The sequence below is a fragment of the Acetobacter aceti NBRC 14818 genome, assembly GCF_000193495.2.
Classification (GTDB): domain Bacteria; phylum Pseudomonadota; class Alphaproteobacteria; order Acetobacterales; family Acetobacteraceae; genus Acetobacter; species Acetobacter aceti.
Window position 1 is genome coordinate 474,597 of sequence record NZ_AP023410.1, and the last position, 26,802, is coordinate 501,398.

Below are 26,802 nucleotides of genomic sequence, written 5' to 3' on the forward strand. Positions count from 1 at the left end.
TTTCAGGCGACGAGCGTCACGACCGCCCGAAGTCCATTCGGTTTGCGGTTGTGCAGCACCACATCGCCGCCCTGACCACGAATGATCGTCCGGGTGATGGCCAGCCCCAGACCGGTGCCGCCAGTTTCCCTGTTACGGCTTTCCTCGCCCCGCACGAACGCTTCGAACATCCGCTCCAGATCGTCTTTCGGCAAGCCGGGACCGTCATCCTCAACCGTTACGGTCACCCGTCCATTACGCGGCGGGCGGATAGTCACCATCGCGTTGCCACCGTAATTGACGGCGTTATTGATCAGGTTGGTGAAGGCCCGTTTCAGTCCCATCGGGCGGCCTTTTGTCATCACCGTTCCATTGAAGTCGGCCAGAATGATCCGGTCGGCATCCGCCGGGCGACTCTCGGCAACATCATCAACAACTGTTTGTAAGAGCGCATGCAGGTCCAGCGTGATCAGGGGCTCACTGGCTGAGCTGTCCTTGCTGAATTCAAGCGTTGCTTCAACAAGGCACATCAATTCATTGATGTCATGAAGGAATTTTTCCCGCATTTCATCGTCTTCAATGAACTCGGCCCGTAATTTCATCCGCGTGATAGGGGTCCGGAGATCATGACCGACCGCAGAAAGAATGCGTGTTCGTTCCGAAATGAATCGCCGGATACGGGCTGCCATCGCATTGAAGGCGGCGGCGGCCTGAGCCACTTCCAGCGGTCCTTCCTCGGACAACGGAGGTGAGGCGGCATCAGGCGCAAAAGCGGCGGCTGCGGCGGACAGTGTGCGGACCGGCAAAAGCAGGCGTCTGACGCCCCAGACAATCAGCAGGCCACTGCCAACCGTCATCAGGCCGAGCGCCAGTGGGAAGGTTGCTGAGTTGAACGGATTGGGCGCAGGCAGGCGATAACGAATGACCAGCCATCGCGTATCATTGGGCAACTGAAAAGCCAGTCCCCGGTAGCGTTTTCTGTGATCCGGCAGCCATGCCACGCGCTTGGGTGGGAAGGGAAACAGCAGGTCTTTCAGGCGACGCTGTTCAAGAGACGGTCCGAGGCATTGGGGATCGGCAGAATGTTGTGGCTCCCCGTTAAAACTGCCGTCGGGCCCCTGATGTGTCAGGTCATGACAGAGTTCAGGAGGGCCACCGCCTCCTCCGCCAAATAAAGGTGCGTGCGTGCCGTTTCGAAAGAAGCGTAATTGAAAGGGAGGAGGCCCAGGGTGCGGCCCTCCTGGACCCGCCATGTCATCAAGTGGACTGTTCCTGAAACCTTCAGGGACAAAAAACAGCTTCTGGAACTCCAGCCAGCTTTCCTGCCGGACCATGTCCATGTCAGGCTCATCAGCGAGGCGTACGGAAAAGCTGGACGGAGGATCCAGCTCCCGCAATTCCTGATCCCGTTCTGCAGGAGGGTCTTCCGCGACTGAACGATAGATCATCAGGGTGCGAAGCAGATCCTGATGCGCGACGAACCGTTCATGGAACGTGATTCTGTCCATGGTCTCGACCACGAGCCCCATGACAGCCAGTCCCACGAAACCCACGGTCAGAAGCAGACTCATCCGTGCCGCAAGAGAGCGCGGCAGAAACCGGACGTGCCAATTCTGGGGAAAATGTCGGTTCACAGCGTCCGTAGCGCCGACAGGTCCGCCATATCAGCGGCGCTCGACATCAGCGGCCAGCACATAACCCCCGCCGCGCACCGTCTTGATAAGCTGGGCATTGCGCCCGTCATCCTCCAGCTTGCGTCGCAGGCGGCTGACGGCCACGTCGATCGCCCGATCGAAAGGACCGGCCTGTCTGCCACGCAGGAGGTCAAGCAGCATGTCGCGGGTAAGCACCCGGTTAGGCCGCTCCAGAAGAGCCAGAAGCAGGTCGTACTCGCCACCCGTGAGGGAGACTTCCGCCCCATCGGGATTCAGCAAGCGGCGACGGGCAAGTTCCAGTCGCCAGCCCGCAAAAAGGATTTCACGCGCTTCGGTCGAGCCCTGTTCCTGACTTTCGCTGACACGACGCAGCACCGCGCGGATACGGGCCAGCAGTTCCCGGGGATTGAACGGCTTGGTGACATAATCATCTGCGCCGAGTTCCAGACCGATGATACGGTCCGTTTCTTCATTCATCGCCGTCAGCATGATGATCGGCACATTGGCCTGACTGCGGAACCAGCGGGCGAGGTCCAGTCCCGACTCGCCGGGCAGCATCAGATCGAGCACGATCAGATGATAATGCCCCTGTCCCCAGACACGTCTGGCTTCACGCCCGTCACGGACGCTGGTGACACGCATCTGGTTGCGTTCAAGGAATTTTGACAGAAGATCGCGGATTTCGCGGTCATCATCAATGATCAGTATATGGGAAGTCTGCTCCATGAATCGTTTATAAAACAACAGAAGCCGCCTGTGCAGGCCATGTTGCACTCTGTTGCACTTCGGGAGGTGTCGTACGATTTGACCGACAGGAACGAGCAGTCGATCATGTCCCAAGATCAGAGTTTCCCACGGCCATCTTTCAAAATAAACGGACTGGAGAGCGATGTGATGGATGGTTTCGGATCTTGTGGTCCACGACTACGAGGCGCATTGCTCACGGCCAGTCTGGGCTGCGCCGTGGCATCCTTTATGGTCGTGGTTTCTCCCGGTGCCTTGGCTCAGTCACAGCCCGCTCACTCAATTTCAGAGAATCGCGATACGGTAACGGGCGACAATCCTGATCTGGATATTCCCGAAGCCCCTCCTGCAAAGCCGGCTTCAGACAGTCCCCAACCTGCCGTTATTGCTGCCATCATCACAACTGAATCGCTCGGCAGTCTGATTGATCGGGATGTGCAGGCCGTCACAGGCGGCAACCTTGGCCACATCGTTGACGTTCTGATTGACGTTGATGGAGAGATGCAGGCGGTGGTGATCGATATTGGTGGATTTCTTGGCGTTGGCAATCGCCGTGTCGCCGTTGCCTCGGACCTGATTCAGGTCAGTCACAGCAATCCGCAGGCCCCCGTGATCATGCAGGTTTCAGCGGCAGTGATTCGATCCGCTCCTGAATATAAAAGAGGGGACAGGAATGCGTCCGTCCTCACAGGTCCGCGCCTGCTGGCCTCAGGCCAGCCTGCTGGCGCCTCCACGTCCTCGTCGACTGAAACGATTTCAGTGAAACCAGCCACCAATCCAGATCCATCCCCGCCTGCATCCTCTTCTGGCGGGTGAACGCGTGGCAGACGCACGCATTCCTGCCTGCCGTGATCAATGCAACAGAATGTCTGCGGCCAAAGGCAGGCTGACATCATGAAAAAGCTTAAACCCAACAGCACGATGGGGCTGGATGGGGTCAGCTTTTTCGTCGCCAACCTTCAGGCCGCCTTTGGTCCGTTTGTCTCGGTCTATCTCACGGAGCAGCACTGGACGCAGGGAGAAATCGGCATTGCCCTGACGATCGGTTCCGTCACGGCGATGGCCAGTCAGGTGCCCGCTGGCGCGCTTGTGGATGCTCTGAGGAACAAACGGCTTATTGCCGAACTGTCCATCGTCGCCATCATCGCATCCTGCCTCATCATGGCGATCATGCCGGACCGTCTGCCAGTCGCAATTGCCGAGGTTCTGCATGGTCTGGCGAGTTGCACGCTCAATCCGGCCATCAGCGCCCTGACGCTTGGCGTCGTCGCTGTGGCAATTGCCCGCGACCCGGACAAGGCAAGAAGCGCGCTGGGTATCCGCTTCGGGCGTAACGCCAGCTTTGCCGCCGTCGGCAATGCCCTGTCTGCTGGCCTGATGGGAGCCGCTGGCTATTTCATTTCGTCGAGGGCGACGTTTTTTCTGGGGGCGGCTATGGCTGCTCCCGGTCTGATTGCCCTTCGCATGATCGAGCCGATCGGGACACCGCTCGACCGAAGCGCTTCGGGGTTGGCTGAAGGCGAGAATCCCCAGCAGGCAAAGGTGCGATCCTATCTCAGTCTATTGAAAGAGCCGGGCCTGTTCGCTTTCGCACTGTGCGTCGTGTTCTTTCATCTTGCCAACGCTGCAATGCTGCCACTGGCGGCGGGACAGATCACAAAAGATGCCGGTCATTCGGCGGAAATTATCATTGCGGCCTGCATTCTGGCGCCGCAGCTTCTGGGGGCTGTCCTGTCGCCGTGCATCGGGCGTTGGGCGGAAACAGTCGGACGGAAACCCGTGATGATTCTGACCTTCATGGCGCTTCCGCTACGCGGCATTCTGTTGAGCTGCACATCCAATCCCTGGCTTGTCGTGCCATTTCAGATGCTGGACGGAATCAGCTCGGCATCATTTGGAGTCATGCTGCCTCTTGTGGCGGCGGACCTGACCCGCCGCACCGGACATTTCAACCTCTGCATGGGGCTGCTCGGGCTTGCCATGGGGCTGGGCGCGAGTTTCAGCACGACGCTGGCGGGAGCCGTGGCCGATCACTCGCTTCGATATGCGTTTCTGCTGCTGTCCGCCTCGGGAGGTATCTGCCTGCTGCTGATTGTTTTTCTCATGAGGGAAACCCGCCTGAATAATCCGGGCATGCAGCAGGCCTGAATCTGCGACATCAGACTGCGATGAGCCTATCCCATTCTTCCACCAGAATGGCGTCGACCTGTTCCATCGTGGCGGTTACGCCGAGCTTTCTCAGGCTGGTGACGCCAAACTCTTTGATCCCGCAGGGGACAATGCCATCGAATGCAGACAGGTCCGGATCAACATTGATTGAAATTCCGTGCCAGCTGACCCAGCGCGTCACTCTGACGCCAAGAGCCGCTATCTTGGCTTCTTCTCCAGTGCGGGGATCGACGACCCAGACACCGACACGCCCCTCACGCCGCTCTCCCTTAACGCCGAGGCGGCCCAGTGTTGCGATGATCAACTGTTCCAGAAACGAGACGTAAGCCCGCAGATCACGCTCAGGTACGGGGCCATGAGGGTGCGACAGATCCATCATCAGATAGGCGACCCGCTGTCCGGGGCCATGATAGGTCCACTGACCGCCACGTCCGGCGGGATAGGTGGGGTATCCCCGTGGGTTGAAAAGATCGGCATCCTTCGCGGATGTGCCCGCCGTGAACAGGTGCGGATGTTCAAGGAGCCAGATTCGCTCCTGCGCCTCCTCAGCGCGAATCTCCCGGACCGTTTCTTCCATGCGGGAGAGAGCCACCGGATAGGGGACGAGTTCGTTCGATCTTTCCCAGACGATTCCGTTGTCGGCCCGGAATTTTTCCGGGACGACCCCACGTGGAATGGCCGTATCGGCAATTAAATCAGGTTGTTTGTCACGAATCGTACATTCAGACATTGCAGCATTCTCAAGCATCAGTTATACGCCCCTCCAACTTCAACCGGTATCACTCAAATGAGGCTGGTTGTCACGGGCGGCCGTGGCGGAATGGTAGACGCGCAAGCTTGAGGTGCTTGTGGGGGAAACCCTGTGGAAGTTCGAGTCTTCTCGGCCGCACCAAAGTTACCCTGAAGTCAGGGTTTTACTTTCAAAAAAAAGACAGTGATGTAAATCAAACCACCCTGCAGAAAATGCGGGGGTGGTCTGTCTTTGTTTTTGTTAAATATTTTCGTTTTGCCCCGTTTTTAACAGACTTCTGCACTAGAACAGAGTGGCGAGACCGATTTAGAGTCTCCACCATCTGGGCGCGGGAGGTCTGCTCGTGTGCCCTGTTCCGTAGCATGGATAAAGGTACTACTTCGTGATCAAGCCTTTACGTAAAGCAGTTCTTCCGGTTGCCGGACTTGGAACCAGATTCCTTCCCGCCACCAAAGCCATGCCGAAAGAGATGCTGCCTGTCGTGGACAAGCCGTTGATCCAGTATGCGATCGACGAGGCCCGCGCCGCAGGTATTGAAGAAATTTGCCTCATCACGGGGCGCGGCAAAGATTCTCTCATCGATTATTTCGATGTCGCTTTTGAGCTTGAGCATACGCTCCGCGAGCGAAACAAGCTCGATGCCCTGAAAGCTCTTGAGCAAAGCAGCATCGAAGCCGGCTCACTGATTGCTGTGCGTCAGCAGGAACCGCTGGGCCTTGGCCATGCGATCTGGTGCGCCCGCAGCTTCATCGGTGATGACCCGTTTGCCATTCTCCTTCCGGATGATGTCGTGCAGGGAAAAGTCGCCTGCATGAAACAGCTTGCCGACGCATATTACGCGACGGGTGGCAGTGTGGTTGCCGTGGAAGAAGTTCCCCGCGAGCACACCAATCGTTACGGCATCCTGAAGCCGGGGAAGGATGACGGTAAGCTGGTCGAAATTACCGGTCTGGTCGAAAAGCCGAAGCCGGAAGATGCGCCGTCGAACCTCTCCATCATCGGACGCTATGTCCTGACCCCGGACATCATGCCGTTCCTGTCCCTCCTTGAAAAAGGAGCCGGTGGTGAAGTGCAGCTGACAGACGCCATGGCCAAGACCCTCGGCAAGACGCCGTTCCATGGTCTGCGCTATGAAGGCACCCGATTCGACTGCGGTAACAAGATCGGCTTCCTTGAAGCCCAGATCGCCTTTGCTCTTGAGCGTCCTGAACTCGCGCCGGATGTGAAGACGTTCCTCAAAAAATATACGGGAGCTGTCTGATATGAGCTTCAAACATACTTTCGAGCAGACCAGTCTGCGTGAATATGACATCCGTGGCATTGTCGGTAAGACACTGAATGTCGAAGATGCATTCGCTATCGGCCGCACCTTCGCCAGCATTGTTCTGAAGAACGGCGGCAAGACGGTCGTGATCGGTTATGACGGTCGCGTGTCCTCGCCGTCTCTGGAAGAGGCGCTGGTCAACGGTGCGGTCGCTTCCGGTGCTGATGTGATCCGTATCGGCCGTGGTCCGACCCCGATGCTGTATTTCGCATCCGTCACGCTGAAGGCGGACGGCGCGATCATGGTCACGGGCAGCCACAACCCGGCCAACTACAATGGCTTCAAGATGATGCTGGCCAACAAGCCGTTCTTCGGTGAGCAGATCAAGCATCTCGGCCATCTGGCGCGCGAAGGCGATGTCGTTCCTGAAACAAAGGGCACGGTGAAAACCGTCGATATCAAGAAAGAGTATATCGAACGCCTTCTGAAGGATTACGACGGCGGCGACCGCAAGCTGAAGGTTGTCTGGGACAACGGCAACAGCGTGGCTGGCGACATTCTTCCGGCCCTGCTCGACAAGCTGCCGGGTGAGCACATCATCCTGAACGGCGAAGTCGACGGTACGTTCCCGGCTCACCATCCGGACCCGACGGTTGCGAAGAATCTCGAGCAGATCATCGCTTCCGTGAAAGAGAACAAGGCCGACCTCGGTATCGCCTTCGACGGCGACGCGGATCGTATCGGGCTTGTGGACGACAAGGGCGGCATCCTCTGGGGTGACCAGATCCTCGTTCTGCTGGCGCGTGACGTTCTCAAGAACCATCCCGGCGGCACGATCATCGCCGACGTGAAGGCGTCTCAGGTTCTGTTCGACGAAGTAAAGAAGGCTGGTGGTGAGCCGCTGATGTGGCGCACCGGTCATTCGCTCATCAAGTCGAAGATGGCCGAGACAAAGTCCCCGCTGGCTGGTGAGATGTCCGGTCACATCTTCTTCGCCGACAAATGGTACGGCTTTGACGATGCGATCTACGCCGCCATCCGGGTGCTGGGCATCGTCGCCCGCATGAAGGAGCCGCTGTCTGCGTTCCGCGAGGCTCTGCCGCAGACAATCTCCACCCCGGAAATCCGCTTTGACTGCGACGATCTGCGCAAGTTCAAGGTGATTGAGGAAGTGGCTGAGCGTCTCCGCAAGGACGGCGCGGACGTGTCCGAGATCGACGGTGTGCGCGTGAACACGCCGGACGGCTGGTGGCTGCTCCGCGCTTCCAACACGCAGGCCGTTCTGGTTGCGCGGTGCGAAGGCAAGAGCGAAGCCGGTCTGGACAACCTCAAGGCAGCGCTGACGCGTCAGCTTGAGCTGTCCGGTCTGGAAAAGCCTGACTTCTCAGGCGACAACGCCGGTCACTGATCAGGAAAAGGGGTGAAACGTGTGACGGATGATGCGTTTCACTCCTTTCTGGAGCCGGGCCAATGGGTCCGGCATCCCGATCATCCCGAATGGGGCGACGGGCAGGTGCAGTCGGCCATCTCCCACAGGGTGACAGTCAATTTCCTGCATATGGGCAAGGTAGTTCTTGATGCCCGTGTCGTGACGCTTGTCGTCATCTGAGCTGATTTTCCGCGATCATGCCCTGTGTGCCATGCACATCAGGCTGTCCGGCAAGGAGTTTCGCTTTCCAGCAGGGTCGTGCGGGTTTATACAGGACCTATGCAGTCCAGTTTAATCGACATTCAGGGCCGAAAAATCTCCTATCTCCGTGTTTCGGTGACAGATCGCTGCGACATGCGCTGTGTGTACTGCATGTCGGAAAACATGGAGTTTCTGCCGCGTCCTGAGGTTCTGACATACGAGGAACTGGAACGGCTGTGTGCAGTCTTCATGCAGCACGGCGTGAAGCGGATCCGCCTGACAGGCGGTGAGCCTCTGGTCAGACGCGATATTGGCGGCTTTCTGCTCTCGCTTGGACGCTGGATACAGCCTGACGCCACCACGCCGGGATTGGATGAACTGACGCTGACAACCAACGGCAGCCAGTTGCGCCGTTATGCGGATACTCTGGTGAAGGCTGGGGTTCGCAGGGTTAATGTCAGTCTGGACTCCCTGAAGCCTGAGCGTTTTTCCGCTATCACCCGGCGCGGTGACCTGCGTCAGACACTGGATGGTGTTCGCGCCGCTCGCGATGCGGGGCTGGCTGTCCGCATCAACACTGTGGCCATGAAGGGGATCAACGACGATGAGTTTGATGATCTGATTGCCTGGTGCGGTGAAATCGGCGCTGATCTGTGTCTGATCGAGACGATGCCGATGGGCGAGACTGGCGAAGACCGGCGCGCCCAGTATCTTCCGCTCCACGCGATCAGGCTTAGTCTTCAGAAACGGTGGACTTTCGAAGCCGCGAATGGCGCTGGTGGCGCTGGGCCGGCGCGTTATGTGCGGGTTGCGGAAACTGGGCAGAAACTGGGCTTCATTACGCCACTGAGTCACAATTTCTGCGACAGCTGTAATCGTGTGCGTCTGTCCTGCTCGGGGCAGCTCTACACATGCCTTGGATCAGATAATGCTGTGGACCTGCGTGCCATTCTGCGGAGCGGCGGAAGTGATGAGGACATTCTCAGGGCTATCGACCTCAGTCTTGCCCGCAAACCTTTCCGCCATGATTTTCTGATCCCGGATAATGATGCAGACGTGCAGGGACCAGCCCGTCTGATGAGTGTTACTGGCGGATAAATCAATCAGACTGTTGACGTATGCCGAACACGCACAGAGATTGGATGCGAACGGCATTTTCACGGAATTGGTGATTTTTCAATATATTCCGTGCCTCATGCCGTGATGCACAACATGAGGCAGGAAATGAGCGTCAGCAGCCGGATCAGTCCCGTTATTCAGGATATCGTTGAGAAAGCTCTTGAAGAAATCGAGACATCCCTGGACGCTCGCATCATTCTTGCAATGGACGCCGGTCTGAGAGGGCAGGGTATGGAGTCTGCGGACAGCCCTTACCAAATCATGTTCGTCTATGTGCATCGGCTGGACTGGTATCTGAAACTTTCTCCCGGTCCCGCGACGGTTGAACTACCTGCGTCGGATGATTTTTCCCTGACAGGATGGGATATCCGACATCTCGTTGAAAAAATGAAGCAGTCGGATGCAACGGAAACGAGATGGCTGAACAGTGGTGCAGTCTACCGTTCCGATGTGGATCTGATGAGGCGTCTTGCTGTTCTGCAGCGTCGCGTCTGGCAGCCTGCTCCTGCTCTTGCCGCTGAAATCAAAACCGCGACCAGCGTGCAGGGCAATTGGTCACTGGGCCATACTCTGACCACGGAAGAGTTTCTGACCCCCATGTATGCGGCGCTCTCTGGAAAAGTGATTGCGGAAGATAATGGCCCACCTCCAGGAGACATACGGGTACTGTATGAGGGGTTGAGTGAAGAAGTCACCAATGAGATGGATGTCATTCTTTCGAAAAAAGCGAAAAACGCCGCAAATTCTGATGCTCCACCCTGTTTTCGGTCCCAGATATTCATGAACGCCGAACTGGCACGTCTGCAGACGGTTGAGCTGCCGACACATCCTGCTCCGGATGACAGTATATTCGACCGTTTTCTGGCTGATACGATACGGCGGTTCGGCTGACGCAGGGAGGGATGGCATCGCAATCAGGGTGATGTCGACATCCGGGGAAAGCAGAGGGATAGGCGAAAGCAATGCAGTGCAACACGGAACAGGAAACCAGTGATCTCCTCGCTGAAGCCCGAAGAATCAGACTGACTATTCCTGAAGCCTGCCTGCCGGGTGTTACTGCCAATAGCAGACTTTTACAGACCTATATCGACCTTGTGCTGGAGCTGGAGCTCCCTGACAACTGTCCTCCAGCCTATGAGTACGAACCATGAGCCTGACTGCTGTCGCTATCGCCAACACGGTACGTTTCGGACTGCGAACAGCCCGGGATGTGGTGGAGACAACGCTGGAGGCGATTGGCACCCGTAACCAGACCTATCATTGTGTCACCCGGCTACTGACAGAGCGGGCGCTGCATATGGCTGACACGCTGGACGCCCGAATTGCCAACGGTGATCCGGTAGGCGTGCTTGCCGGTGTTCCCTTTGGCGTCAAGGATCTCTTCGACATGGAGGGACTTGTCACGACAGCGGGTTCGGTCGTGCTGAACGGCAATCCCCCGGCGACACAGGATGCTGCCGTCGTGCAGCGGCTTGTCGCGGCAGGCGCGATCCCTGTCGCCACGCTGAATATGGATGAATTCGCCTACGGTTTCTCTACTGAGAATGCCCACTATGGCACCACACGCAACCCAAGAAACACGGACTGTCTGGCTGGCGGCTCATCCGGTGGTTCAGCAGCTTCCGTTGCGGCGGGTCTGCTACCGTTCGCATTGGGGTCAGACACAAACGGCTCGATCCGTGTGCCTGCTTCTCTCTGCGGCGTCTGGGGCCTGCGTCCCACACAGGGGCTTCTTCCGTTAGACGGGGTTTACCCCTTTGTCGCCAGCCTCGACACGGTCGGTCCTTTTGCCGGAACCGTGACGGACCTTCAGCGTGTTTTTGAGGCCATGAACGGCCATGCGCTGGAGGAAATCGAAGACGTGCGCAGTCTGCGGATTGCCCGGTTGGGAGGCTGGTTCCTGCAGGATGTCGATCCAGCCATTCTTGACGGGATTGACCGTATACTGGCGTTTTTTGGAAGCCATAAAGAGGTTGATCTGGCCGAAGTTGCCCGTGCGAGGGCATCCGCTTTTCTGATTTCCGCCGCAGAAGGGGGCAATCTGCATTTGCCTCGTTTGCGAAAGACTCCCATGGACTATGATCCCGCAACCAGAGATCGGTTGATTGCGGGTGCCATGCTGCCATCGGCGGCAGTCGTTCAGGCGCATCGCTTCCGGAACTGGTTTCGCACGGGCCTGCATGAACTCTTCGAGCAGGTCGATGTGTTGCTCGCGCCAGCAACACCCGGTCCGGCTCCTCGTATTGATCAAGCGACCCTCTCGGTTGGTGGAAAGACTGTTTCTGCTCGCGCCAATCTTGGACTGTTCACACAGCCATTGAGTCTGGGAGGGATGCCCGTTCTTTCCGCCCCTCTGCCACCAGCGGCATCAGCTTCGACAAGTGGAATGCCTCTGGGAATACAGATCATTGCCGCTCCCGGAAAAGAGAATGTTCTTTTCGCGATCGGCAAGGCGCTTTCTCACGCGGGCCTTGCGGGATATCCCGTTCTGGGCGGGCCAGTACCAGACAAGGGCTGAGGAAAACGGGACGTTTCTATCGTCTGATGACGCCGAAATACTCTTCCAGAAGGTCGATGTTCCGAAGATTGGCCTTGAACGCAATATCGACCAGATCGCCCAGAACCGGCACAAGGTCAAAAGCTGCTTCCAGAGCAATATTGACCAGCATTTTAGCCAGCAGGCTGGTGGGAGCCTTCAGACGCCAGCCTTCCCAGACGAAAAGCAGGGAAAGAACCGTCATGATCACTGTGCCGCCAACCGGCAGCAGACCGATCAGGGCGTCTGCGCCCATGCGGAATTTTGTTCCCGGTATGCGAAGGGCCGCATCCAGAAACCACGCCAGCCGCCGCAGTCTCTGCAGACGCTGAAGCACGTCTCCAGAAAGTGGGGGCAGGATTTCTCCATTCAAAGCAGTCGCTGCATTCATACCAGAGATATGAGAATCGCCGATCTTCCGCGCAAGGATTGTAATGCAAAAATTTACTTTGCTTGCTAAGGGAGGCCGCTTCGCTCCGGCTTGTCGCACCTGCCAGCCGCCGGATGACACTGCTTTTTTCTGGAACCCATCCGGTTATGTACATCCCGTCCGCCGTCGCCGTTGCACGCGACAGTTTTCTTCTGGCGTTTCCTGCTCTTTTTTCGATCATCAATCCACTTGGGGCGGCGATCATCTTTATTCAGGCGGCAGGCAACTGCCCAGCGAGCGAACGTGCCCGGCTGGCGAAAATGGTCGCCTTTTACACCACGCTTCTGCTGATAGGCTCTGTCTGGATCGGCAGTCTGTTGCTCAGTTTCTTTGGCATCACCCTGAATGCTCTGCGCGTGGCAGGCGGTCTTTTTGTCGCGCGCGGCGGCTGGATCATGCTGCAAAGCCCCGCCGATGACGACCACCAGCGGCAGAGCCAGATCGTCAGTGAAGACGGCACTCCCATTTCAGCACCCAACTCGCAGGATATTGCGTTCTTTCCACTGACCATGCCTTTCACCGTTGGTCCTGGCACAATGTCTGTCGCCATCGCCCTGAGTTCCGGCGATAGCGGCAAGCATTCACTGGCCTATGAAGGCGGACTGTCAGCCGCGGCAGTCGCCGTGGCGCTGACCGTGTGGCTTGCCTATGCATATGCTGACCGACTGACCACCATTCTGGGCGTCACCGGAACGCGGATCATGGGACGACTGGCGGCCCTGATCCTGCTGGCGATTGGCGTGCAGATTGTGGCGGCCGGGCTCATGGGCTTTGGGCATGACTTCCTGAATTCCGTGAAGGACTGACAGGATCGGTGTTTCGTTTACGCGTCACTTTCCGAGAATGCGGGTCACTTCCTGTCTGAGGGCGGGGAGAACCTCATCGCCAAACCATGGATTGCGTTTTTCCCATGCTCCGGTGCGCCATGATGGATGGGGCAACGGGAAATATTGGGGCAGATAGTCCCTGAAATGCGCGACACGTTCAGAGACGCGGCCCGGCCCAAGAACATAATTCTGGGCATAGGAACCCACGAGAAGTGTCAGTTGCACGTCCGGCAGGTTGGCAAGAACCTGATCCCGCCAAAGGGGAGCGCATTCTTTTCGCGGGGGGCAATCACCACCTTTTGGCAGGCGTCCGGGGTAACAGAATCCCATTGGCACCAGCGCGACCTTCTCGGCGTCGTAAAAAGTGGCGCGATCCATTCCAAGCCAGCTTCGCAGGCGGTCACCAGAGGCATCGTTAAAGGAAATGCCTGTCTCATGGACTTTCGTGCCGGGCGCCTGACTGGCGATCAGGAGGCGTGCGCGCGGTGAGACATGCAGGACAGGTCGCGGACCCAGCGGAAGACTCCCGGCGCAGACAGTACAGGCCTTGATGCGAGCAACCAGATCCGAAAGAGCCTCATCATTCATGATGTTTCTGCGGCCAGTCGACTTTTCACGAAGCGGGGAACGACCGAGGTCGCAGGGCCATAGGCAGCTTCATCGAACAGTCCGGCCTTCCCGGAGGGCGCGAGATTGAGTTCGACGGTGTGAGCATGATTGGTCGCCAGTTCAGTGAAGCCTGCCGCTGGATAGACTGTCGCTGACGTGCCGATGGCGACAAAACAGTCGCAGCGTGCGATGGCATCCATGATCCCCTCCATGTGAAGAGGCATCTCTCCAAACCAGACAACATCCGGACGGAGTGCCTGTGCGCCGCATTCGGGGCATGCTGTCGCACGGGTGCAGTCCTGATGCCATGTAGGCGTCGCGCCACAGGATAGACATCTGAGCTGCAACAGTTCCCCGTGCATATGCACGACATTATGGGAACCGGCGCGTTCATGAAGATCGTCGATGTTCTGCGTTATGAGCAGGAAAGCGTCATCCTCATTGGCTCCGTAGGCCTGCTCCAGTTCGGCCAGAGCGCGATGAGCTGCATTGGGAGCAACGTGTTGTAGTTCCTGCCGCCTATGGTTGTAAAAAGCATCCACCTGGTCAGGGTTTCGGGCAAATCCTTCAGGTGTGCAGACATCTTCCAGTCGCACCCTGGACCAGACACCGGCTTCGTCACGAAACGTCGCCAGTCCTGATTCCCGGCTGATACCGGCTCCTGTGAGAATGACGATGCGTTCCATGCATTACTCCATTCTGCGACAGAACCGGTACACGTGTCCGTTTTCAATCAATGAACGGACAGGAACGATTCTTCATTAGTTTGAAAGTTGTTGAGCCTCGGTTTCCGAATTTCTTTTGTAGACCGTGATGGCGCTGTGCTCTTTGTCGATGCGCCGATCTGCTGGTCGCATATACTGATATATCAGATGGTATTGAGTTGCCAGAACACCATCAAGATAGTGCCGGACATCCATATTTTCATCTTCCGCTAAGGTGTCATTGCTGACGACATAGAGTGGCCTTTTCGACATGATCCGGTGGAGTTCGGCCAGAGGATCTATGCCCGTCCCGTATTTTTCGGAATTCATATAAAAATGGGAAGGAAAAGGATGAGTGGTCAACGCGCACCAAGACACGGAATCATAGAGCGTGGGTGGACCACGATAAATGAAGATGCACCCCGGAGGATCACTCAGATAATGGGTGAGGGTTTTCAGAGTATCGGCATTGCCTCTTTTCCGGATATGCGAACTGACCAGTTTCTCACCAAAAATGAAACCCGTCAGAAGACAGAGGCTCAGAGTGATGCGTCCGGCCTGCCACCTCCAGAGTGGGGCAGCGATGACAGCGAGAGGCGCGTAAGTCGGTAGGGCGTAATGATCGAACCAGTCTCCAAAAATCAGAACGCCGAACAGGGAAACCGCAGCCCAAAGAAAGATAAATCTGACCTGGATGGAGCGTCTTGTTTCGGATGGGAAAGTTGCAAAAGCAAACATTCCGCTGATGATCAGTGGCAGTTGTTTCGCTACCAGGGGGAGCAGAAAGAGTACGAGCAGATTGCCGGGGCGCGGCTGCCTCAGAAAGATCGACTGTATATTGGCAAAAAACCACTCATGCCCGTGTCCGATCAGAGCGTAGAACCCAGCTGCCAGAAAGGTAGGGGCAAGAGCTGTCGTGACCCATAAAAGGGCGTCTGTCGCAATGACGCCGACTGGTTTCCTCGCCTTGAAATCACACCAGAGCAGAAAACAGCCGAGAAAAATTCCTTCAAAAACGGCCGTATATTTTATCTGGATCGCCAATCCGAATAGCGCCATTCCCACCATGCCCACGGAACGAAGCCGATCAGGGCGTTCTTCCGGCCATAGAGCGCCGAAAAGGGTATGCGCCATCGCGGCAGTGACAAGCAGATTATAGAATACCGGTGACTGGCCGCCTTCGCCGCCGGACAGATTGAGGCAGGCGATATAGAGCAGGCCGCTCATCAGGGCTCCACCGGGGGGAGCGAAGGAACGCGCCATCCTGACAAGGAGCAAAGACGTGCCCCAGACGCTGAACAGCGCAAAGATCTGATAGGCCCAGATACGATAGGTGCCGAACAGATGGAAGAAAGCGTAGAGAAGGAAAAGCCCGAGAGGCTTGCGGTCCCAGAGCTGCACATAAGGCAGATCGCCATGGAGCATTCGGCCACCCACGAAGAGGTAAAACTCCTCATCGACATGGATGAACGGATTACCGAAAGTCTGGAAACGACACAGGACTGCAAAGAGAAGGAGGGCGAGAAGCGTGAAGAGCGGGGAAGTGAGCGCTCGGGTATAGAATGTCACGGCAAGGAGATCCGTCATTTCGACGGGAGATACCCGCCACAATCAGGGCGGTTCTGCCATTTCAGCAATCTTATGACAAATTTAAAGAAGTGACGGGATGTAATCTTTTTTTACCGGTTGAAAAAAGGATTACATCCCCGGCGTCCTCTTCTCAGATGACGCTCAGAATATGCGTGACAAGCGCATCAGCGTTTTCTTCCGCTGTAGCCCCGTCCGCCTTGATGTGCAGGTCGGCTTTTGTCGGCGCTTCATATGGCGCGCTGATGCCGGTGAAGTTCTCGATTTTGCCATCCCGTGCGGCCTTGTAGAGCTCCTTGGAATCACGCTGCTCACAGGTTGCAAGGCTGGTATCGACGAAGACCTCGTCAAACTCCTCACCGATGATCTTACGCGCCAGAGCGCGGTCAGCCACCAGCGGCGAGATCAGCGCCACGATCACAACCTGACCGGCCTGCGTGAGGATCTTGGCGACCTCGGCAGCACGGCGGACATTTTCGTGACGATCAGCCTCCGTGAAGCCCAGATCGCTGCACAGTCCCATGCGGAGTGTGTCGCCATCCAGCACGAACGCGTCGATACCGCGTGCAAACAGCTTTTTCTCGGCCAGACGGGCGATCGTGCTCTTGCCTGCACCCGAAAGGCCTGTCAGCCAGACGACACGCGCCTTGTGACCCTTGCTGCGTGCACGCTGCGCGCCGTCAACTTCGCCAGCCGACGGATGGATCGCGTAACCGTCCTTCAGATCAGCCGGGCCAAGCAGCGGCGCACCACCGACGATGCGCTGGTTACGATCAACCAGAACGCCGCGTCCATCCGACGTGCCGGGGGAGAACGGGTCGAACTGGATGGCTTCACCCGCCACAAGCGTGACATGCGCGAAACCCTCGGGACCGACTTCCTGCGCCTGTTGCTCGGTCAGATCGTCAAGACGCAGGACTGAGTCGATCGACGCCACCGTCACCTGATGCTCGGCAGTGGAAAGGCGCAGACGGAAGCTCTCGCCAACCCGCAGAGGCTCCTGACGCAGCCAGAACAGGTGGGCGCGGATACGGGCCGTTTTCTCGGGAGCCTGATGCGGCAGGAAGAGCATGTCACCACGGGCGGGGATCACGTCCGGCTCAAGAACCAGCGCGATGGACTCACCGGCCTCGGCTTCCTTGCGCTCCAGAGCGTGCCAGCGAGCAACCTTCGCCACACGGGCCTTGCTGCCCTGCGTGCCGATCTCCACCGTATCACCCTCACGGATGACGCCGCGCTCGATGCGACCAGCGACATAGCGCACGTCGTCATAGCGATAGACATCCTGCACAGGCATGCGGAACGGCAGGGCGGCGCGGGTGTTGCCACTCGGGACGGCAGCCAGAGCCTCGGTCAGGATCGGGCCGGTGTACCAAGGCGAGCGCTCGGAACGGCTGGCGATGTTGTCGCCGTCACGAGCGGAAGCAGGAACGAACAGGGATGGCGTCAGGTCAAGCTGGGCCAGCAGGTCTGTCACGGACTTTTCGACGGCGCGGATCTTCTGCTCGTCGAAGCCCAGCAGGTCAGCCTTGTTCAGCAGAACGATGATGTGGCGGATACCGATCAGGCGCAGCAGCATCGCATGACGACGGGTCTGCTCCTGAGCGCCTTCGTTGGCGTCCACCACCAGAACGGCGGCTTCGGCATCGGCGGCGCCGGTAATCATGTTACGTAGGAACTGACGGTGGCCCGGCGCATCGACGATCACGAACTGACGGTTACCAAGACGGAACGGGATACGGGTAGAATCAACCGTCACGCCCTGATCGCGCTCGATCTGGAGGCTGTCGAGCAGGAAGCTCCATTCGACGGCCAGACCGCGCTTCTTGGAGGACTCGATGATCTGCTGGACCTTGCCGTCCTGCAGATTGTCAGTGTCGTACAGCAGGCGGCCGATCAGGGTGGATTTGCCGTGATCAACATGGCCGACAATGACGATAGGCGTTGCCGTATCGAGCAGAGCCTCGCGGTCAGCGGGGTCGAGGCGTGCGGCGGATAATGTGTCGCTCATGGTGTCTGTTCCCAGCTCTCAGAGATAACCGGCGACACGCAGCCGCTCGAATGCGTCTTCGGATTCATGGTCCATGGCGCGGCCAGCACGTTCGGACGTCTTGGTGGTCTCAAGTTCCGCGATGACCTCGGCCACGGTGGAGGCGTTGCTCTCAACCGGAAAGGTGATGTCGGAATCGCCCAGCGAGCGGTAACGTTTGCCGTTCTTGGCGAAATACAGGTCCACCAGCGGAATGTTCTCACGCTCGATGTAGCGCCAGATGTCGATCTCACGCCATGAGAGCAGCGGATGCACGCGGATATGCATGCCTTCCTCGTGCGGCGTGGCATACTGGTCCCAGAACTCGGGCGGCTGGTTGCGGATGTCCCACTTGTGGGATGCGCCACGCGGGCTGAACACGCGCTCCTTGGCGCGGGTGCCCTGTTCGTCCCGGCGGATGCCGGCGATGACGCCCTGAAGCTTGTTTTTCTCGATCATGCTGGCGAGACCAGCGGTCTTGCGGGCGGCAGACCGGGCGGCAGGCGGCAGGGTTGGATCCATTTCCTCGACCGGCGGGCAGTAGCCCAGGAGCAGATCGAGATTCCACTTTTTGGTGTATTCGTCGCGGAACGCATACATCTCGGGGAATTTCTTCTCCGTATCGACATGCATAACGGGGAACGGCACGCGACCCATGAACGCCTTGCGGGCGAGCCAGACCATGACGTTGGAATCCTTGCCGAGCGACCACAGCATGGCCAGCGGCTTCAGCTTCCGATACGCCTCGCGGAGGATGAAGACGCTCTGCGCTTCAAGTTGATCGAGATGATCCATGATTAAGTGGAACCTTCTTATGCTGTCAGGCCGAATACTGTCAGGTGGGGCGGTGGATGCCACATTCGACTTTTGCCATACCAGCCCAGCGGCCGGCACGGGGATCTTCATTTTCGCCCACCGGCCGTGTGCAGGGCGCACAGCCGATCGAGGGGTAACCTTTGGAGGCCAGCGGATGACGAGGCAAGCCGCGTCGGGTCATTTCCGCGTCAATTTCCTCTCTGGTCCAGTCGGCCAGAGGATTGATCTTGATGCGTCCCTCGCCATCCGTCTCAATTACTTCCATGCGGTTGCGTGTCGCGGCCTGTGAACGCTTCCGTCCGGTAATGAGCGCAGGGTAGGGCAGGGATGCCGCATCAAGCGGCTCGACCTTGCGCATCTTGCAGCAGGCATCTGGATCGAACGCCCAGAGCTGTCCTTCCGGATCACGATCCTGAAGGGTGCGCTCCGAGGGACGAACGTCAATCACATCGAGCAGGCCAAGGGTGCGGGCCAGTTCGTGGCGATATTCGATGGTCTCCGGGAAGTGCATGCCGGTCTCGAGAAACAGGACCGGTATGGCGGGATCGACCTCAGCCGCCAGCGCCAGAAGGAGAGCAGACTCAGCCCCGAACGACGACAGCACGGCGACCTGTCCCGGAAGCACCTCGCAGGCGGCTTTCAGGACGGCTTGTGCATCGCTTCCGGCTGCCCGAAGCGTATCGATCTGTTGCTGGGTGACACTCACGTCAGATATCCCTGCTGTTTAATACGACTGAACGCCGTGATTTAGTGGGGATGTAGAGTATCAGAGTTACAAATTCAAGACGTATAACGGAATTTCATAAGAGAGTTTAATGTTAATTGAACTATATATAATAGTGAAATTGATTTCGTCGTTTGATAAAACAGTATGATAGGCTTGGCCGACGTTGTGACCGGGTTCGCAACGCCGCATGCTTTCCGGAGAAGAAACATGAAGCTTTATTATTCGCCAGGCGCCTGCTCTCTTGCTTCCCATATCATACTGAAAGAAACCGGCCTGCCGCATTCACTGGAAAAAGTCGATCTGAAAACAAAAAAAACCGAAACAGGCGAGGATTTTCTTACCATCAACGGCCGTGGGGCCGTCCCGGCGCTTGAGACCGCCCCCGGCGTTTATCTGACGCAGAATGTGGCCATTCTTCCTTATATCGGCGACCATTCAACTGTTCCGGCTTTCAAACCGGCAGCCGGTTCTCTTGAGCGGGCTCGTCTGGCGGAAGCGCTTGGCTTTTGCGAAGACATTCATTCGGCTGTTGGTGTGCTTTTTGTTGATGTTCTGGAGCCCTCCGTCCGCGAACGGCTTGTCGGTCTGGCGCATCGCAGGCTGGGTCAGTTCGAAGCCATGCTGACGGAAGGGCGCGACTACTGGCTTGAGACAGGCTTTACACAGGCAGACGCACTGGCGTTTGTCATTCTCAGCTGGGCCAAACCGTTGAATCTCGACCTTTCGCCCTACATCAAAGCCGTTGCATTGCGCGACCGGGTTGCGGCTCGTCCTGCCGTGCAGGCCGCCCTCAAGGAAGAAGGGCTGGCTTAACCTCTCTGTCCGCCCATATTTGCGGTGTTACAGACAGGTCGGGATTTTGCCTTACGCACTCTTCATTCAGCGCGGATGGAGAGTGTGTCTTCTCTTTCATGGTTTCAATCTGGGCTTCCCAATGCGTCACGCAGGGATGTTGTGAACTGTCCCGGCGCGAGCGGCTTGGGCTGGGTCGGGGCAGGGGCCCAGGCGCTCATCACCGCCAGATGGAGGGGAAGGGACAGAATCCCTTCCTCATCTCCGCATTTCTCTGCCAGCCCTTCGAGCGCGGCGGGAAAAAGCGCCGGGTCGGGAATACGCCGGTCCCGCAGCGTCAGGGCGTTGGTCTCCCCCGCCGCCCTCAGGTCCCGAAACAGCGCCAGTCCTGAACGGTAACGGATATCCATCACGTCCGCGTCCACAACAGGCAGGGCAAATCCCGCTCGTTGAAGCAGGGACGCGCAGTCTCGCAGCGTCGGAAAAGGCGAGACATGAGGTGAAACACCGCCGCTCAGAGCCAGTTCCGCTTCCTCGAACCCCGCACGCAAGGGGGCGAGCGTTGGCAGCACAGGCATGCTGGCCAGAAAAAGACCGTCCGGCTTCAGGATTTTCCTGATCTGAAGGAGTGCGCCGGGCAGATCGTTCACCCAGTGCAGCGAAAGGCTGGCGATCACCAGATCGAAGCTGTTCTCGGCAAAAGGGAGAAATTCCTCATCGGCACAGACTGTCAGCGTGCCGGTTCTGTCCCTGACATGACGCGCCATACGAGGCGACAGGTCACTGCTGACAACCTCAATTCCCCGCATCTGTAGGCTGGACGCCGTCGCACCTCGGCCACCGATATCGAGCGCCAGCGGGAAGGAGCGTGTCAGATCGTCCAGCCGCTCAATCAGACGGTCAGCGGCTTCTTCCAGAATGGCGGAAACATCATCAAGAGTGTTCGCTGCACGATCCCGATGCAGTCTGACTGTATGGCGGTCGAAGATGGCATGGTGATGTTCCATGCTGGAAATATGTGCGCCGGTCTTCTGTCTGTGCCAAGAGGAAAGCACAGGATGGAACGGTATATTCATCACAGTGACGGCAGATCAGGGCCAGTAAAGCGATGCCAGCAACCTCACATCAGCAGGTCGGTTCATCATGACGCTTCTTACAGGGCGTTTTGGCAGGGCGATCAGAGCCACGGGCCGCTTTGCATTGGATCTCGTGCTGCCTCCTACCTGCTCATCCTGTGGCGAGGAAGTGGATCAGCCGCATTCACTCTGTCCGGCCTGCTTCGTCAGGATGCACCCGATCGGCGAGCCTCGCTGCGATCAGTGCGGGGTCCCGCTTCCCGCTTCTACCCATCTTGGACGGGATGCGCGTTGCGTCTCCTGTGAACTTCATCCTCCACCCTGGTCGAAAGCCCGGGCGGCCTATGTGTATGACGAGGGATCACGCGACCTGATCCTGTCGCTGAAATATGCTGACCGCACCCAGAACGCCATCATTCTGGCGCGGCAGATGAACCGGGCCGGGCGAGATATTCTGGAGCGGGCGGACTGGCTGATCCCGGTTCCCGTTCACTGGCGCCGATTGCTTGAGCGGAAATACAATCAGGCAGCACTACTGGCCCGTGCGGTGAGCCGACTGTCATCCGTCCCCGTGTTCGTGGATGCTCTCCAGCGGCCTAGGGCCACCAGCCGTCTCGCCAGTTTTTCCGCCGAGGAGCGGGCGAAGGAAATGCAGGATGCTATCCGGATCAGACCACGAAACGCCGAGACGATCAGAGGGAAGCGCGTCGTGCTGGTGGATGACATTCTGACAACAGGCTCGACCGCGGCGGCCTGCACACAGGCTCTTCTTTCTGCCGGAGTGGAAACTGTCTGTCTGCTGGCGGCGGCGCGGACCACGCCGGATACGCACGACGATATAAGTCGGCCAGACCTCTCGGAGGATTAGCGGACACAGACAGCTTCTCTAATGCCTCGTCAGAATGCTTTTCTGTATCGGCTTTCATATGACAGCGGGCAATGACACGCTATGATAGGGCATATCGAAGCAGTGTCGGGCATGAGCCCGCCTCACAGTGACGGAATGCGAATGCCAAAGATCGAGATCTACACCCAGCCTGGCTGCCCCTACTGCATTCGGGCCGTAGCGCTTCTTGAAAAGAAGAAGGTGCCTTTCACAGAGATAAATGCGCCGCATGGCACGCAGGAGCGTGTGGATTCACGGGAGCGCTCTGGCGGCAAGACCACGGTTCCGCAGATTTTTGTGGATGGAAAAGGCATTGGCGGCTGTGACGATCTGTTCGCTCTTGAACGGAGCGGAAGACTGGACGCCCTGTTACAGGCCGCCTGAAACAGCCCATGATCCACTATCAACTCCGCTGCGTCTCCGATCATGAATTCGAAGGATGGTTCAGGGATTCTTCCGCCTTCGAGGATCAGGCTGCGCACGGACTTCTTTCCTGTCCTTTTTGTGGAACGGCAAAAGTCGACAGGGCGCTGATGGCGCCTGCAGTGCGTTCATCGCGGCAAAAAAAGAATGAACAACAGGAGCAGCCTGTCGCCGCTGCCGAAGTGCCTGCAACATCTGTTGCCGGGCAGGCTGGTATTCCCGATGCCCTACTGTCGGCACTTCAGAAAATGCGGCAGGAAGTGGAAAGCAAATGCGAGAATGTCGGCGACCGGTTTGCCGAGGAAGCCCTTCGCATCCATCATGGCGAGGCCGAAGAACGCGGTATTTATGGGTCCATGACCTCTGAAGACCATGAACGACTTGAGGATGAAGGCGTTTCAGTTCAAAGGCTTCCCTGGGTACAGCCTGCCGAGGGATAACCGTTCCGTTCACTGGAACCGGTTGCCACCGGGTAACCGGAAGGATGAAATACGTGACTGCTGATTTGCCGCCAGAAACTCCCGGTCGTTCATTATCCGCCATCACGGTTGGAAAAGCGGCTGTCCGGCTGATTCTCGCTGCTTTTGTAGGATTTGCCGCCCCTGCTGTAACGGCTTCCGTCCACGCGGCTGAACCATCAAGTGCCGCCATTCCGCAGGATGCCTCCATCATGGGGATGTGGCTGAGCGAAAAGCATGACGGCATCTTCCGGATTGCACCGTGTGGCGATTCTGTCTGCGGCACGCTGATCGGCTTGTCTTACGGCCCGAAAGAGCCCATGCCACGCGCCAAGGATGGCCGCGCAGAATGTAATCTGGTCATGCTCACAGGATTCCGTCCGATGGAGGATGATCCCGGACGCTGGGAAGGCAAGATCCTCGATCCGGACGCAGGCAATCTGTATCACGCACAAATCTGGTCACCGAAGCCGGATATTCTGAAGCTGCGTGGTTATATTCTGGTGCCGGTCTTCGGCGAAACCCAGACATGGAGCCGCTACCACGGCACGATCGGCCCCGAGTGTCGCATGCCAGCCAATCCTTGAGGATTTGAAAGAAGGTCTCGTGCGGGGTGGACGTCACCCCGTCACGTGACTAAGGCATGGGCCACAAGAACGATCATTTCTGAAAAGCGGGAGCAGGTTCTGACGACGCGATGAGGTTTTCGGGTTCTCCCGCGACACGATCGTCTGCCGGTCGCTGGTTTATCGTCGCTCTCACCCTCATTGGTCTGCTGGGGCAGCTTGCCCTGCAGGGCCTCGCCTCGCCGGGCGAAACACCCCGGACCGCCATTCTCCGCCTGACCGGGATCGATATCAGCCCCAGGGCTGTCGTTTCAGGTCATCTGCCCGGCCATGAAATGAGCGGCATGCACATGGGACACGGCTCTTCAGCCGATGGTCATCATGTCATGCCCATGCCGGATCATCATGGACATTCCGGAGAAGAGCATCACCACGACAGCGACTGTCCTCTCTGTCCGCTGTTACTGTTTTTCGGCATTCTCCTGAATGCGACGGTCTTTCTTCCGGCCGTCAGCGAGGTCTGGCTATCCATGCGACGGTTCTTCGCGCAACCACGGGCACCACCCGCTTTCACCCTGCTGTTGCCACCGGCGACAGGGCCTCCACTCGCCATCTGAACATCTTCCGCCATCGCACTTCATAGTTGACCGAATGGGCGCTTCAGCGTGCGCGTCTGTCGGTGACTTCTGCGATCGACTTCTGTTCAGATCACAGGATAGCCCTGTCATGTTTACTCCCGGCCACAAGCACGCCCTGCTGTGCTCTGTCTTCACGCTTGGATTTATTGTTTCTGTTTCACCACTCTCCGTGTTCAGCGCCCGCGCTGCCACGTTTGATCTGACTCCGGCAAAGAGCCTTTCCCGCGTTTCACCCAAATCTTCTCAGACAAAGGTGTCAGCTGAGAAGGATGCCACCGGGCAGACCAAGATTGTTGCTCATGCGGATGAGAACATCATCGTCAATGCAATCAGGCTGCGCGATCGTACCAATCCCGACACCACATCGCTTTTTCGCCACAGCCTTGGTTTCAGCTCCTATTCTGCGGGAGGCGTCTCCGCGCTCCCCGTGCTGAACGGCATGGCCGATGACCGTGTCGCCACGATTGTCGACGGCATGAGGATTGCCTCAGCCTGTCCGAACCACATGAATCCCGCACTCTCCTATGTCGACCCAGATTCAGTCGCGACGGCGCAGGCGATTGCTGGCATTACTCCTGTGAGCATCGGCGGTGACAGCACGGGTGGCAGTATCGTGGTGGAGCGGCGCGATCCTCTGTTTGCAGAACACGGAAAACTCCTCGTCACCGGGCATGTGCGGGGGGATTACCGCAGCAATGGCGGCGGCTCTGGTGCATCGGGCACCATAACCGTGGCCAATGACACATGGAGCCTGCGCTATACCGGGTCCTACGCCCACGCGAGCAACTATCGGACGGGCGGAAGCAACAGCAGGCAGGTCCGATCCACCAGCTATCTGAGCTTCAATCACGCCGTTACTGCCGGTTTTCACAAGGACAATCACCTCGCGTCCGTCACCTTCGGTCAGCAGGATATTCCCTACGAGGGCTTTCCCAACCAGTACATGGACATGACCAACAACCGGTCCACCTATGTGAACGGCAAATACAAGGGCGATTTCGACTGGGGCAATCTGGAAGCGCGGGCCTACTGGCAGCGGGTCGATCATGTGATGAACATGATGAACGACAAAGGCGGCCATACCGCCACTACCGGCATGCCGATGAATACGGACTCCCGTTCAGTCGGCTACAGCCTCAAGGCGACCATTCTTCTTGCGCCGAAGCATACGCTCACTCTTGGCAGCGAGTTCGAGCATAACGGCCTGAACGACTGGTGGCCGCCTCTGACCGGCAGCATGATGATGGGGCCGAACACGTTCCATAACATAAACAACGGTCACCGCGATCGGCTGGGACATTACGCGGAATGGAACGCCCAATGGCTGCCCCGCCTGTCCACTTTGCTCGGCTTTCGCAGTGATCTCATCATGATGAATACAGGGCAGATAGCACCCTATTCATGGACCGGCATGATGTCGATGGCCGACGCCATGGCCGCTCAAAAGTTCAACGCGTCGTCACGGGGACGCACCGACACGAACTTCGATGTGACAGCGCTCGTTCGCTGGCATCCGCTGGATAGTCTGTCGATTGAAGGCGGATATGCCCGTAAGACGCGGTCTCCCAACCTTTATGAGCGCTATTCCTGGGCACAAGGGGGAATGGCTACCAGCATGATCGGCTGGTTCGGTGATGGAAACGGCTATGTCGGTAATCTCAACCTGTCCCCGGAAGTCGCCAATACGGCCAGCTTCACCGTCACATGGCATGATCCGACCGACGATGGCTGGGAAGTGAAAGTTCAGCCGTATTACACCTACACCCACAACTATATAAATGTTGTGCGGATCGGTTCTCTTTCGAACGGCCTGTCGCAGCTTCAGTTCGTGAATCACAATGCCCAGAGCTACGGCATCAATTCCTCGGCCAGAGCGCGGCTGTGGAAAACAGAAGCGTATGGAACAGGTGAAATCCGCGCCAATCTGAACTGGGTGCGCGGTCAGGATCTACAGAATCACTCTGGCCTGTATCACCAGATGCCAACCAACGGCACTGTAGGGCTCTACGAAACCTACCAGAACTGGACGGGACGGATTGAAACCACTCTGGTCAAGAGCAAAAGCACCGTTGACTGGGTCAGAAACGAGCCCCGCACTCCGGGATATGTGCTGCTTGGACTTGGCGGCAGCTATCGCTGGCGGAATTTCCTGCTGGATGCCAGCATCGAGAATATCTGTAACCAGAAATACTATCTGCCGCTGGGAGGCATGTCGCTGGGAGACTACAAGGCGACCGGTATCATGAGCCCGCTTCAGGGCATGGGACGGTCTTTCAATGTCAGTCTGACGGCCTCTTTCTGAGCTCACCAACGAGGCAGAAGTTAGTCGAGATTATCTCGGCTTTTTCTGCCTTGGTAACTGGCGTTGGATTGTGGACGATGTCGTT

General features: G+C 57.7%; 28 protein-coding genes and 1 tRNA gene. 18 read left to right on the top strand and 11 right to left on the bottom strand.

The window, feature by feature from the left end; translation table 11 throughout:
• Positions 1-2: 2 nt before the first annotated feature.
• Together EMQ_RS02135 and EMQ_RS02140 are read right to left on the bottom strand one after the other, a co-directional pair.
• Positions 3-1,613 (bottom strand): sensor histidine kinase, encoded by a 1,611-nt coding sequence (locus EMQ_RS02135; RefSeq protein ID WP_018308534.1) that lies wholly within the window; start codon positions 1,611-1,613, stop codon positions 3-5.
• 30 nt (positions 1,614-1,643) lie between these two features.
• On the bottom strand, positions 1,644-2,360 hold the full coding sequence (locus EMQ_RS02140; RefSeq protein WP_010669034.1) for a response regulator: 717 nt from the start codon (positions 2,358-2,360) through the stop codon (positions 1,644-1,646).
• Between the two features lie 105 nt (positions 2,361-2,465).
• Between EMQ_RS02140 and EMQ_RS02145 the strand changes: the two genes are divergently transcribed.
• Positions 2,466-3,194 (top strand): PRC-barrel domain-containing protein, encoded by a 729-nt coding sequence (locus tag EMQ_RS02145; protein ID WP_010669033.1) that lies wholly within the window; start codon positions 2,466-2,468, stop codon positions 3,192-3,194.
• Between the two features lie 78 nt (positions 3,195-3,272).
• Entirely contained in the window at positions 3,273-4,526 is a 1,254-nt protein-coding gene (locus tag EMQ_RS02150) for an MFS transporter (protein WP_018308533.1), read from the top strand.
• A 10-nt stretch (positions 4,527-4,536) separates the two neighbouring features.
• Here the strand turns inward: EMQ_RS02150 and lipB are convergent, their stop codons facing one another.
• Positions 4,537-5,277 carry a lipoyl(octanoyl) transferase LipB gene (gene lipB / locus EMQ_RS02155; RefSeq protein WP_010668378.1) on the bottom strand — a complete coding sequence of 247 codons (741 nt, stop codon included), beginning with the start codon at positions 5,275-5,277 and terminating at the stop codon, positions 4,537-4,539.
• A gap of 76 nt (positions 5,278-5,353) precedes the next feature.
• Between lipB and EMQ_RS02160 the strand changes: the two genes are divergently transcribed.
• The 8 genes from EMQ_RS02160 to EMQ_RS02195 all read left to right on the top strand — a co-directional run bounded on the left by EMQ_RS02160 (position 5,354) and on the right by EMQ_RS02195 (position 11,829).
• Positions 5,354-5,439, top strand: a tRNA-Leu gene (locus EMQ_RS02160).
• 241 nt (positions 5,440-5,680) lie between these two features.
• Positions 5,681-6,559, top strand: coding sequence for a UTP--glucose-1-phosphate uridylyltransferase GalU (gene galU, locus EMQ_RS02165; RefSeq protein ID WP_010667982.1), 879 nt, complete (start codon positions 5,681-5,683; stop codon positions 6,557-6,559).
• Between the two features lies 1 nt (position 6,560).
• Positions 6,561-7,970 (top strand): phosphoglucomutase/phosphomannomutase PgmG, encoded by a 1,410-nt coding sequence (gene pgmG / locus EMQ_RS02170; RefSeq protein ID WP_010667983.1) that lies wholly within the window; start codon positions 6,561-6,563, stop codon positions 7,968-7,970.
• A 12-nt stretch (positions 7,971-7,982) separates the two neighbouring features.
• Positions 7,983-8,171 carry a DUF3553 domain-containing protein gene (locus EMQ_RS02175; RefSeq protein WP_010667984.1) on the top strand — a complete coding sequence of 63 codons (189 nt, stop codon included), beginning with the start codon at positions 7,983-7,985 and terminating at the stop codon, positions 8,169-8,171.
• 99 nt (positions 8,172-8,270) lie between these two features.
• Complete coding sequence (gene moaA / locus EMQ_RS02180) at positions 8,271-9,290, top strand: GTP 3',8-cyclase MoaA (RefSeq protein ID WP_010667985.1); 1,020 nt, start codon at positions 8,271-8,273, stop codon at positions 9,288-9,290.
• 126 nt (positions 9,291-9,416) lie between these two features.
• On the top strand, positions 9,417-10,202 hold the full coding sequence (locus EMQ_RS02185) for a DNA polymerase beta superfamily protein (protein WP_010667986.1): 786 nt from the start codon (positions 9,417-9,419) through the stop codon (positions 10,200-10,202).
• A gap of 71 nt (positions 10,203-10,273) precedes the next feature.
• Entirely contained in the window at positions 10,274-10,462 is a 189-nt protein-coding gene (locus EMQ_RS02190; protein ID WP_010667987.1) for an AtzG-like protein, read from the top strand.
• Entirely contained in the window at positions 10,459-11,829 is a 1,371-nt protein-coding gene (locus EMQ_RS02195) for an AtzE family amidohydrolase (protein WP_018308532.1), read from the top strand. Before EMQ_RS02190 ends, EMQ_RS02195 begins: the two co-directional genes overlap by 4 nt.
• 16 nt (positions 11,830-11,845) lie before the next feature.
• Here EMQ_RS02195 and EMQ_RS02200 read toward each other — a convergent pair whose 3' ends face one another.
• The gene (locus EMQ_RS02200; RefSeq protein WP_010668010.1) at positions 11,846-12,184 is read right to left on the bottom strand and encodes a DUF4112 domain-containing protein; all 339 of its coding nucleotides are present in this window, start codon (positions 12,182-12,184) and stop codon (positions 11,846-11,848) included.
• 200 nt (positions 12,185-12,384) lie between these two features.
• On the opposite strand from EMQ_RS02200, the gene EMQ_RS02205 reads away from it, so the two are divergent.
• The gene (locus tag EMQ_RS02205; protein WP_010668009.1) at positions 12,385-13,083 is read left to right on the top strand and encodes a MarC family protein; all 699 of its coding nucleotides are present in this window, start codon (positions 12,385-12,387) and stop codon (positions 13,081-13,083) included.
• A 24-nt stretch (positions 13,084-13,107) separates the two neighbouring features.
• Here the strand turns inward: EMQ_RS02205 and EMQ_RS02210 are convergent, their stop codons facing one another.
• From EMQ_RS02210 to EMQ_RS02235, 6 genes are all read right to left on the bottom strand, one after another.
• Entirely contained in the window at positions 13,108-13,692 is a 585-nt protein-coding gene (locus EMQ_RS02210) for a uracil-DNA glycosylase family protein (RefSeq protein WP_010668008.1), read from the bottom strand.
• A complete protein-coding gene (locus EMQ_RS02215; protein ID WP_010668007.1) occupies positions 13,689-14,399 on the bottom strand; it encodes an NAD-dependent deacylase in 711 nt (236 codons plus the stop codon). Before EMQ_RS02215 ends, EMQ_RS02210 begins: the two co-directional genes overlap by 4 nt.
• 75 nt (positions 14,400-14,474) lie before the next feature.
• The gene (locus EMQ_RS02220; RefSeq protein WP_018308531.1) at positions 14,475-16,004 is read right to left on the bottom strand and encodes an ArnT family glycosyltransferase; all 1,530 of its coding nucleotides are present in this window, start codon (positions 16,002-16,004) and stop codon (positions 14,475-14,477) included.
• Between the two features lie 133 nt (positions 16,005-16,137).
• Positions 16,138-18,015 carry an adenylyl-sulfate kinase gene (gene cysC, locus EMQ_RS02225; RefSeq protein WP_010668088.1) on the bottom strand — a complete coding sequence of 626 codons (1,878 nt, stop codon included), beginning with the start codon at positions 18,013-18,015 and terminating at the stop codon, positions 16,138-16,140.
• Between the two features lie 18 nt (positions 18,016-18,033).
• Entirely contained in the window at positions 18,034-18,828 is a 795-nt protein-coding gene (gene cysD / locus EMQ_RS02230) for a sulfate adenylyltransferase subunit CysD (protein WP_010668087.1), read from the bottom strand.
• Positions 18,829-18,868: 40 nt separating this feature from the next.
• A complete protein-coding gene (locus EMQ_RS02235; protein WP_010668086.1) occupies positions 18,869-19,555 on the bottom strand; it encodes a phosphoadenylyl-sulfate reductase in 687 nt (228 codons plus the stop codon).
• Positions 19,556-19,783: 228 nt separating this feature from the next.
• Between EMQ_RS02235 and EMQ_RS02240 the strand changes: the two genes are divergently transcribed.
• Positions 19,784-20,389, top strand: a complete 606-nt coding sequence (locus tag EMQ_RS02240) for a glutathione binding-like protein (protein ID WP_018308530.1) — start codon at positions 19,784-19,786, stop codon at positions 20,387-20,389.
• A gap of 104 nt (positions 20,390-20,493) precedes the next feature.
• Here EMQ_RS02240 and EMQ_RS02245 read toward each other — a convergent pair whose 3' ends face one another.
• Positions 20,494-21,375: a methyltransferase domain-containing protein gene (locus EMQ_RS02245; RefSeq protein WP_018308529.1), complete on the bottom strand. Its 882-nt coding sequence runs from the start codon at positions 21,373-21,375 to the stop codon at positions 20,494-20,496.
• Between the two features lie 136 nt (positions 21,376-21,511).
• On the opposite strand from EMQ_RS02245, the gene EMQ_RS02250 reads away from it, so the two are divergent.
• The 6 genes from EMQ_RS02250 to EMQ_RS02275 all read left to right on the top strand — a co-directional run bounded on the left by EMQ_RS02250 (position 21,512) and on the right by EMQ_RS02275 (position 26,717).
• Complete coding sequence (locus EMQ_RS02250) at positions 21,512-22,312, top strand: ComF family protein (protein WP_010665771.1); 801 nt, start codon at positions 21,512-21,514, stop codon at positions 22,310-22,312.
• Between the two features lie 141 nt (positions 22,313-22,453).
• Complete coding sequence (gene grxC, locus EMQ_RS02255; RefSeq protein ID WP_010665770.1) at positions 22,454-22,714, top strand: glutaredoxin 3; 261 nt, start codon at positions 22,454-22,456, stop codon at positions 22,712-22,714.
• An 8-nt stretch (positions 22,715-22,722) separates the two neighbouring features.
• Positions 22,723-23,193, top strand: a complete 471-nt coding sequence (locus tag EMQ_RS02260) for a DUF1178 family protein (RefSeq protein ID WP_010665769.1) — start codon at positions 22,723-22,725, stop codon at positions 23,191-23,193.
• A 44-nt stretch (positions 23,194-23,237) separates the two neighbouring features.
• The gene (locus EMQ_RS02265) at positions 23,238-23,798 is read left to right on the top strand and encodes a DUF2147 domain-containing protein (protein ID WP_010665768.1); all 561 of its coding nucleotides are present in this window, start codon (positions 23,238-23,240) and stop codon (positions 23,796-23,798) included.
• A 110-nt stretch (positions 23,799-23,908) separates the two neighbouring features.
• Positions 23,909-24,394, top strand: coding sequence for a DUF2946 family protein (locus EMQ_RS02270; RefSeq protein ID WP_010665767.1), 486 nt, complete (start codon positions 23,909-23,911; stop codon positions 24,392-24,394).
• Positions 24,395-24,503: 109 nt separating this feature from the next.
• On the top strand, positions 24,504-26,717 hold the full coding sequence (locus tag EMQ_RS02275; RefSeq protein WP_010665766.1) for a TonB-dependent receptor: 2,214 nt from the start codon (positions 24,504-24,506) through the stop codon (positions 26,715-26,717).
• Positions 26,718-26,802 lie beyond the last annotated feature (85 nt).

Bases quoted from the DNA above. Each gene is read 5' to 3' on its own strand.
- moaA (WP_010667985.1), top strand. From the start codon at position 8,271: ATGCAGTCCAGTTTAATCGACATTCAGGGCCGAAAAATCTCCTATCTC.
- EMQ_RS02270 (WP_010665767.1), top strand. From the start codon at position 23,909: ATGAGGTTTTCGGGTTCTCCCGCGACACGATCGTCTGCCGGTCGCTGG.
- EMQ_RS02205 (WP_010668009.1), top strand. From the start codon at position 12,385: ATGTACATCCCGTCCGCCGTCGCCGTTGCACGCGACAGTTTTCTTCTG.
- grxC (WP_010665770.1), top strand. From the start codon at position 22,454: ATGCCAAAGATCGAGATCTACACCCAGCCTGGCTGCCCCTACTGCATT.
- lipB (WP_010668378.1), bottom strand. From the start codon at position 5,277: ATGTCTGAATGTACGATTCGTGACAAACAACCTGATTTAATTGCCGAT.
- cysC (WP_010668088.1), bottom strand. From the start codon at position 18,015: ATGAGCGACACATTATCCGCCGCACGCCTCGACCCCGCTGACCGCGAG.
- EMQ_RS02190 (WP_010667987.1), top strand. From the start codon at position 10,274: ATGCAGTGCAACACGGAACAGGAAACCAGTGATCTCCTCGCTGAAGCC.
- EMQ_RS02275 (WP_010665766.1), top strand. From the start codon at position 24,504: ATGTTTACTCCCGGCCACAAGCACGCCCTGCTGTGCTCTGTCTTCACG.
- pgmG (WP_010667983.1), top strand. From the start codon at position 6,561: ATGAGCTTCAAACATACTTTCGAGCAGACCAGTCTGCGTGAATATGAC.
- EMQ_RS02145 (WP_010669033.1), top strand. From the start codon at position 2,466: ATGTCCCAAGATCAGAGTTTCCCACGGCCATCTTTCAAAATAAACGGA.
- EMQ_RS02245 (WP_018308529.1), bottom strand. From the start codon at position 21,375: ATGGAACATCACCATGCCATCTTCGACCGCCATACAGTCAGACTGCAT.
- EMQ_RS02150 (WP_018308533.1), top strand. From the start codon at position 3,273: ATGAAAAAGCTTAAACCCAACAGCACGATGGGGCTGGATGGGGTCAGC.
- EMQ_RS02215 (WP_010668007.1), bottom strand. From the start codon at position 14,399: ATGGAACGCATCGTCATTCTCACAGGAGCCGGTATCAGCCGGGAATCA.
- EMQ_RS02185 (WP_010667986.1), top strand. From the start codon at position 9,417: ATGAGCGTCAGCAGCCGGATCAGTCCCGTTATTCAGGATATCGTTGAG.
- EMQ_RS02195 (WP_018308532.1), top strand. From the start codon at position 10,459: ATGAGCCTGACTGCTGTCGCTATCGCCAACACGGTACGTTTCGGACTG.
- EMQ_RS02265 (WP_010665768.1), top strand. From the start codon at position 23,238: ATGAAATACGTGACTGCTGATTTGCCGCCAGAAACTCCCGGTCGTTCA.
- EMQ_RS02220 (WP_018308531.1), bottom strand. From the start codon at position 16,004: ATGACGGATCTCCTTGCCGTGACATTCTATACCCGAGCGCTCACTTCC.
- EMQ_RS02250 (WP_010665771.1), top strand. From the start codon at position 21,512: ATGACGCTTCTTACAGGGCGTTTTGGCAGGGCGATCAGAGCCACGGGC.
- EMQ_RS02260 (WP_010665769.1), top strand. From the start codon at position 22,723: ATGATCCACTATCAACTCCGCTGCGTCTCCGATCATGAATTCGAAGGA.
- cysD (WP_010668087.1), bottom strand. From the start codon at position 18,828: ATGGATCATCTCGATCAACTTGAAGCGCAGAGCGTCTTCATCCTCCGC.
- EMQ_RS02240 (WP_018308530.1), top strand. From the start codon at position 19,784: ATGAAGCTTTATTATTCGCCAGGCGCCTGCTCTCTTGCTTCCCATATC.
- EMQ_RS02210 (WP_010668008.1), bottom strand. From the start codon at position 13,692: ATGAATGATGAGGCTCTTTCGGATCTGGTTGCTCGCATCAAGGCCTGT.
- EMQ_RS02140 (WP_010669034.1), bottom strand. From the start codon at position 2,360: ATGGAGCAGACTTCCCATATACTGATCATTGATGATGACCGCGAAATC.